General features: G+C 68.4%; 6 protein-coding genes and 1 pseudogene. 3 read left to right on the top strand and 4 right to left on the bottom strand.

The window, feature by feature from the left end; all coding sequences use genetic code 11:
* The 3 genes and pseudogenes from U4E84_RS15730 to U4E84_RS15720 all read left to right on the top strand — a co-directional run.
* A pseudogene (locus U4E84_RS15730) lies at positions 1-178 on the top strand (metal-dependent transcriptional regulator); the annotation flags it as partial.
* A 61-nt stretch (positions 179-239) separates the two neighbouring features.
* Complete coding sequence (locus U4E84_RS15725; RefSeq protein WP_322533066.1) at positions 240-407, top strand: hypothetical protein; 168 nt, start codon at positions 240-242, stop codon at positions 405-407.
* Positions 408-692: an amphi-Trp domain-containing protein gene (locus U4E84_RS15720; protein ID WP_322533065.1), complete on the top strand. Its 285-nt coding sequence runs from the start codon at positions 408-410 to the stop codon at positions 690-692. It abuts the gene before it with no gap.
* Position 693: 1 nt separating this feature from the next.
* On the opposite strand, the gene dpsA is transcribed toward U4E84_RS15720, so the two are convergent.
* The 4 genes from dpsA to U4E84_RS15700 all read right to left on the bottom strand — a co-directional run.
* A complete protein-coding gene (dpsA, locus tag U4E84_RS15715) occupies positions 694-1,239 on the bottom strand; it encodes a DNA starvation/stationary phase protection protein DpsA (protein WP_322533064.1) in 546 nt (181 codons plus the stop codon).
* Positions 1,240-1,386: 147 nt separating this feature from the next.
* The gene (locus tag U4E84_RS15710) at positions 1,387-2,220 is read right to left on the bottom strand and encodes a hypothetical protein (protein ID WP_322533063.1); all 834 of its coding nucleotides are present in this window, start codon (positions 2,218-2,220) and stop codon (positions 1,387-1,389) included.
* 5 nt (positions 2,221-2,225) lie between these two features.
* Positions 2,226-4,193, bottom strand: a complete 1,968-nt coding sequence (locus tag U4E84_RS15705; protein WP_322533062.1) for a PKD domain-containing protein — start codon at positions 4,191-4,193, stop codon at positions 2,226-2,228.
* Positions 4,194-4,364: 171 nt separating this feature from the next.
* On the bottom strand, positions 4,365-7,040 hold a 2,676-nt coding region (locus tag U4E84_RS15700; protein ID WP_322533061.1), incomplete at its 5' end, for a malectin domain-containing carbohydrate-binding protein.

The following is a 7,040-nucleotide window of genomic DNA, read 5'->3' as shown; positions in this document are numbered from 1 at the left end:
GTACGTGACGCTCTCGTGGTTCTTCCGAGCGGTGCTGGGTCTCGACGCGCACGAACGCCAGGCGATGCGTATGGCGGACCTCGTCAGCCCGGTGGTCGCCGACCGACTCGCCGAGACGCTCGCGTCGACCGAGGAGATTCGCGAAGGAACGGAAACGGTCCCGTCCGACGGCGAGTGAGCGCGTCCGCTGGCCTACCGGAACCAGAATCGTTTTATTTTAGGTTGGCCTAATTCATCATATGCCAACGGGTGTTCAGTCCGAGGAGGGTCGGCGGGGCGGCTCTTCTTCCGCGGGTCGGCCGGAGCTCTGTGTCTGCGAGAGCGCTCCCGGCACGGCCGTCTTCATCGAGTCCGGGAACTGCGACGGGTGGATCGCGATCGCCGATCCGGTCGAGGTGACTCGCTAGATGTCCGACGCCGACGAAGATCGGTCGACGATTCGATCGGGACGGAACTTCGAGGAGACCTACCGACTGGACGCGAGCGAGGCGGGCGAGTTCCTAGTCGCGCTCGGCGAACAGCTCCGCGACGGCGACGAACTGACCGTCGTCGGCGACGACTGGGAGCTGCCCTTCGCGTTCGGTCAGCCGGTCGAACTGGAGGTGGAGTACGAGGGCGTCGACGACCCGACGCTCGAGATCGAACTCGAACTTCCGGGGCGGACCGACGAGAGCGGCCCTCGAGTGGAGTAGCCTACTTGGTCGCCGACTCGAGGACGAGCGTGTCGTCTTCGAGGTAGTGCTCGACGTGGTGCGCGTGTTCTTCGAGGTCTTCGAGCTGTTCGCGGAGCATCTCGCCGGTCGCGTAGTCGCCGAGTCCATTGACCAGTTCGACGTGTTCCCGGTAGCTCTCGATCATGTCGCCCATCATCTCGAGGTCGTTCGACAGCGAGGTGCGGATGTCGTACACGTTCTCGTCTTCGGGCTCGACGGTTGCCTCCTCGGCGAGGGTCGTCATGCTCGCGTGCGGCACGCCGCCGAGCGCCTGGAGGCGCTCCGCGAGCTCGTCGGCGGCGTCCTCGACGTCCTCGTAGACCTCCTGGAGGAACACGTGGATGTCGAGGAACTCCGCCCCTGCGACGTTCCAGTGGTGTTTGTGCAGCTGGTGGTAGAGGACGTACGCGTTCGCGAGGTCGGCGTTCAGCGCGTCGACGATCTGCTCGGCCTTCGCCGTCTCGATCCGGAGCGCGTTCTCTTCGACTGTGCCCGCCTCTTGACGTACGGTCTTCTGGGTGCTCATCACGGTCGTACCGACGTTCCCCACCTACTTCAAACTTATCAAAAAACGTATAGTTTTCGTGTCGCCTAAAAATTTGGCCGCTCGACGCCATCGGCCGGTTCGCTTCCCTCCCGCTCGAGACGAGTGCCGGAGCGGTCGCGGCGACCGCTACCGGAGCCGGCGTACGACGAACGCGGCGATGATGACGACGGCGCCGACCACGCCGACGGGCGAGAGGACCGCCGGCGTCGGGCCGCCGGAGGTCTCCACGACCTGTCCGGCCGAGGCCGATCCGTCGGAGTCGCTCTGGTCGTCTCCGCCCGTCGCGTCGTCGCTGTCGTCGGGTTCGCGGCCTTCGCTGTCGCCGGTCGTCTCGTCGTCAGTCGCCCCCGAAGCCGTCTCATCTTCTGACGGCCCCGGCGTCGTCTCGTCGTCCGTCGAGCCCGACGCCGGGTCGTCGGCAGCCGACTCTGCCGAGGTCGGAGCCTCCGACGAGGGATCGGAGGCGTCGTGCACGGTGATCGCCGGGCGGTCGACGTCTCCGACGGTGTACGTCTCGCCGTCCTCGTCGCCGAGCGCCCTCACGTCCGCGTCGACGGACGTCTGTCCGGGCCCTTCCGCGCGGAGAACGACCGTGGCGACGGTGACGCTCCCGACGTCGTCGGTGTCGGCGAGTGCGGCACTCAGTCTGACACCGTCGGCACGCTCGGTGACGCGCTCGAGGCCGGGGTCGCCGTGGATCGACGCGCTCTCGACCGAGGCGACGTCCGGATTCGAAAGCGTGACCGTGGCGTTGAGCGCGCCGACCCCGCCGTCGGCGTCCGCGACGACGACGTCGACAGTCGTCGTTTCACCCGACTCGAGGGTGTCACGCTCAGCGGCCACCCCGATGTCCGTGGTGCCGGCCGCGGCCGCTACCTCGACGGTCGAAGCGAACAGGGCGGCGACCGCGATCGCACACGCCGCAGCGCGGACGTCAGACCGAGTACCGGTAGCCGTCATCTCGATCAGGCGACCTCCTCGTAGTAGAGCTTCTGGACGTCCAGGTTGTTGAACTCGCCGTCGCCGTTGAAGTCGAACGTCTCCGGCGAGCTCTGGACGACATCGCTGTTGCGCTCGGCGAACAACAGCTGCACGTCGAGCTCGTCGACCTCGCCGTCGCCGTTGACGTCCTCGTAGACGCCGTCGCCGTCGAGGTCCTGAGCGGGCTGCTCGGAACCGCCGACGACGAGTTCGGAGACGGTGAGCGTCGCGCCGTTTTCGGCGGTGACCTCGTACGCGTCGCCGCTCTCATCGCCCAGCAGTTCGACCGACAGATCGACGTCGGTCTCGCCCTCGGACTCGCCCTCGGCGACGACCGTGCCGAGCGTGACGTCGCCCGTGTCCTCGGTGTCGACGAGGACCGCCTCGACGGTCACCGAGGAGTTGTCCGACGCGTACTGGACGTCGGTTATGGCCCCGTCGGCGCTCTCGGCGAGTTCGAGGTCCGTGACGGACGCGACGTCCGCGTCGGCGGCGGACACCGTGAAGGTGTACGTGCCGACGCCGCCGTCGACGTTCTCGACCACCACGTCGTACGCGGTCGAGCCGTTCACGGCGACGAGTTCCTCGCTGGGCGACAGCGACACCTCGGTCGACTGGTTGGGCTCGGGCTCCGCCGGTTCGTCCACAGAGATCGTCTGCGTGACCGTGTCGGTGGCGCCGTCGTCGTCGGTGACGGTCAGTTCCACGTCGTACTCGCCGGCGTCGTCGAAGGCGTGAGTGACCGACTCGCCGGTGGCGGTCTCGCCGTCGCCGAACTCCCACTCGTAGGACTCGATCGAGCCGTCCGCGTCGGTCGACCCGGAGGCGTCGAACGTCACCGTCTCGCCGGTCTCCGGATCGGACAGCGACGCGTCGAACGCGGCCGTGGGATCCTCGTTCGACGGCGTCTGTTCCGTCACGGAGAGCGTCGCCGACGCGCTGTCGTCGTCGGTCGAGAGCGTCACGTCGTGGTCGCCCACCGAGAGGTCGGCGGTGTCGACGTCGAAGCTCACCTGCTGGCTCGCGCCGCCGTCGAGCGTGACCGACTCGCTGTCGACCTCGCCGTCGTCGACGTCGAGCGTGACCGTCTGCGCGTCCTCCTCGTCGCCGACGTTCTCGACGGTCGCGGTGACCGTGGCGTCGTCGCCCTGTTCGACCGGCGACTCGACGGTCAGGTCCGAGAGCTGGAAGCTCGCGGGCGTCGCGGCCTCGCTGACGGAGATCGTCTGCGTGTCCGTGTCGGTGGCGCCGTCGTCGTCGGTGACGGTCAGTTCCACGTCGTAGTCGCCGGCGTCGTCGAAGGCGTGGGTGACCTGTTCGCCGGAGGCGGTCTCGCCGTCGCCGAACTCCCACTCGTAGGACTCGATCGAGCCGTCCGCGTCGGTCGACCCGGAGGCGTCGAAGGAGACCGTCTCACCCGCTTCGGGCGAGGACGGGCTCGCGCTGAAGGACGCCGAGGGACCCTCGTTCTGATCGGGCTCCTCGACGGTGATCGTCGTCGAGTCGGAGTCCGACGTCGGCGCGGAGTCGGACGGCGCGAGCGCCGACCCGTCCGCGGCGATCGAGTACTCGCCCGGTTCGGCGTCCTCGGGGACGCTGACGGTGTACTCGACCGTGTAGCTCACGTTGACGCCGTCTTCGTCGCCGGCGAGCCACTGCCACGTGCCGTCGTCGTTGTACGCTGCCGGTCCCTCGGCCGTCTGGTCGGTGATCTCCCAGCCGTCAGGGGTGGTGACGCTCAGCTGCGGCGCGTTCAGTTCCGCTACCTCGAACTCCGTCGTCAGCGTCACCGTCTCTCCCGGTGCGACCGTGTTGCTGTCCGCCGTCTGTTCGACCGAGACGCTCGGGTCCGCCGCCACCGTCCCCACCGGTCCGAGGACCGAGAGGACGAGTGCGAGCGCGACGAGCGCCGTGACCGTCTGTCTGAGATATCCGTGTGCTGTGTCGTTCATGGGTTCGTTTGGTGTCGTTGGGTTCGCGGGATCGTTCGTCGCTCAGTTCGTCGGTTGAACCGGTTCGCCCGATGGCGACCGTCGCTATCGGGGTCGACCTCGTCGGTCGACCGTGGGCAGACGGCGACGGCGCGTGCGGGGATTCCGGTCATCGGTCTGGGTGGAGCGTGGTCACTCCGAGTCGCCCTCCTCCGCCTCGACTATCTCGATGGCTCTGACCGCGGGGTTCTCGATCTCGCCCTCCTCGAACTCGACCGTGACCGTCCCGTCGCCGTCGTCGGTGGCGGTGACGTTCTTCATCGTCCCCGTCTCGTGGCCGACGTCGGCCACGGGGTCGTACTGCGTCAGGACCTGCTCGCCCTCGACGGAGGCGTTGAACTGTCGGTCACCGGGATCGCTGGCGCCGGAGAACGAGTTACCGACGTAGAGTCGGACCTCGACGTCCTGACCAGGGTCGACGTCGAACTCCCACGTCATCTCCCCGTACCGCTCGCAGTCCCACACGCCGTCGGGCGTGCTCGACGGGACGTTCGCGGTCGTGTTCGTGATCTCGCCGCTACAGGAGTTGCCGGCGTCGGAGCTCGCGACCGACGCGAGGTACTCCGAGTCCGCGTTCTCGACGCCGGTCCAGTCGGGACCGTCGTCCGTCGCGGATACCGTCTCGCCTTCGCCCGCGTTCGCGCGGTGCAGTACCTGTGGTTCCGCCGCCTCGACGGTCACCTCGAAGCTCTCGGTGGTCTCGTCGGTGCCGTCGTCGGCCGTCACGTTCACCGTGTACGTGCCGGCGTCGCCGGACTCGGGAGCGATCGTCAGCTCACTCGTCGAGAGCGTGACGAAGTCGGGGGCGTCGGCCGACAGCGAGACGTCGTCGCCGTCGGGATCGTCTGTGACGACAGACACGGTCGCGGAGTCGCCCTCGGTGACCGTCTGGTCGTCGATGGGGTCGATCGTCGGCGGCTGGTTGTCGGGCTCGGCGGCGTCCTCGACCGTGACGTCCACGGTGTCGGCGTCGGTCGACTCGCCGTCGGAGACCTCGACCTCGAAGGTGAGCGTCTCGTCGGCGTCGACGTCCGGCGCGGTGAACGAAGGCGTCGCCGCGGACGCGTCGTCGAGCGTCGCGTCGGTACCGCCCGTCTGCGTCCACTCGTAGCTCAGCGAGTCGCCGTCGGGGTCGCTGGAGTTCGAGGCGTCGAGGGTGACCTCGTCGCCCTCCGCGACGGTCTGATCGTCGCCGGCGTCGGCCGTCGGCGCTTCGTTCCCGTCGTCTCCAACCGGTTCGACCTCGACGGCCGACACCTTCGCGTTGTTCTCGACGGTCTCGAAGTCGACGTTCAGCTCGCCGTCGTCGACCTCGGTGGTGAACGTCTCCTGGATCGCCGCGTGCTCGCCGCCCGCTTCGGCGTAGATGTCGTACTCGTCGAGGACCTGCTGACCCTCGATCGAGACGTCGAACAGGCGGTCGCCCTCGCCACCGTCGTTCGCCACCCCGTGGTACAGCTCGGCGAAGTGCAGGGTCACCTCGTACTCGCCGTCCACGAGGGGCACGTCGTAGCCGAAGTCGCCGTACCGCTCGGTGTGGTACAGCTCGTCGTCGTCGGTGTTCGCGATCGCCGGCTCCGAGGGCGTGCCGCCGTTGCCGGACGTGAACGTCTCGCCGCCGTCGAAGCTGTCGTCGGCCTGGAACTCCGTGCCGTCGGCGGCGGTGTAGGCGTCGCCGCCGGCGTTCACGGCGAAGCCGGTCGCGCCGCCGTCGGCGTCGTCCCCGTCGTCACCGGCGTCCTCGTCGTACTTCAGGACGACCACGTTCGAGTCGAGTCCGGTCTCGTCGTCGGGCTCGCCGTGGGTCGCCACGAGGTAGTTGTAGCCGCCGACGTCGGTCGTGTTGAGCAGCGTGACCGGCACCTCGGCCTCGCCGTTGTCGTCGAGCGTGACCGTCTCGTAGTCGACGTTCTCGACCTTGTTGGCCTCGTACTCCTCGACGTCGTAGCCGGGCGAGCCGTCGTACTCGGGAACGCTGTCGAGTTCGAGTTCGCCCTCGGCGTGCTGGAGCGTGACCGCCTCGCCGGGCTCGCCGGTGACGGTGACCGTCTGGTCGGCCTCGCTCACGGTGGCCGCGCCGTGGTGGTCGCGGAGCGCGCCGTCGTCGAGGTCGACGTCCTGCACGTCGATGCTCGGCGCCGGTGCGATCGACTCGTCGAGGGTGGCCTGCGCGCCGCCCTCGCTGCCGTCGCCGAACAGCTGGGTCTCCTGGGCACTCCCGTCCGCGTACTCGACGCTCACGTCGGAACGGGCGAGTTCGAGACCAGAGACGGGACCCGCTTCCTGGGACGTTATCTCTGCGTCCTTGATGCTCGTCGGATCGTTATCCGCCGAGAACGACACCGATTCGCCGGGCTCGAAGTCGTCGAACTCGATCATCAGGACGTCGTAGCCGTCGGAGCCGTTCACGCCGTTGTGCGGCTGGCTGAACACGTCGTCGTCGTCGGTGCTTTCGACGCCGACGCCGTCACCGGACTCGCCGTCGATGACGAGGCCCTTCGCGGCCTGGTCGCCCGCCGTGCCGTCGGGGTCCCACACCATGTCGGGCATCGCCGCCGACGAGAGGTCGACGGTGACCGAGTCGATCGCTTGGTCGCCGGTGTTCTCGACCGTGAACGAGCCGCCGCTGTAGGTGCTCGCCTCTGTGCCGCTGTCCGGCGTGACGCTCACCGACGCGGCTCCGGGTTCCGCCGCCGCCTCGCTGACCGTGACGGTCTCGGTCGTGGTGTCGGTGGCACCGTCGTCGTCGGTGACGGTCAGTTCCACGTCGTAGTCGCCGGCGTCGTCGAAGGCGTGGGTGACCTGTTC

It is taken from the genome of Halorubrum sp. AD140, assembly GCF_034497445.1.
GTDB lineage: Archaea > Halobacteriota > Halobacteria > Halobacteriales > Haloferacaceae > Halorubrum.
Note: the sequence above shows the minus strand (reverse complement) of the source record. Positions and strands in the feature narration are given on the sequence as shown.

What these genes read in the sequence shown, in the direction of transcription:
- U4E84_RS15725 (WP_322533066.1), top strand. Translation starts at nt 240, where the DNA reads ATGCCAACGGGTGTTCAGTCCGAGGAGGGTCGGCGGGGCGGCTCTTCT.
- U4E84_RS15720 (WP_322533065.1), top strand. Translation starts at nt 408, where the DNA reads ATGTCCGACGCCGACGAAGATCGGTCGACGATTCGATCGGGACGGAAC.
- dpsA (WP_322533064.1), bottom strand. Translation starts at nt 1,239, where the DNA reads ATGAGCACCCAGAAGACCGTACGTCAAGAGGCGGGCACAGTCGAAGAG.
- U4E84_RS15710 (WP_322533063.1), bottom strand. Translation starts at nt 2,220, where the DNA reads ATGACGGCTACCGGTACTCGGTCTGACGTCCGCGCTGCGGCGTGTGCG.
- U4E84_RS15705 (WP_322533062.1), bottom strand. Translation starts at nt 4,193, where the DNA reads ATGAACGACACAGCACACGGATATCTCAGACAGACGGTCACGGCGCTC.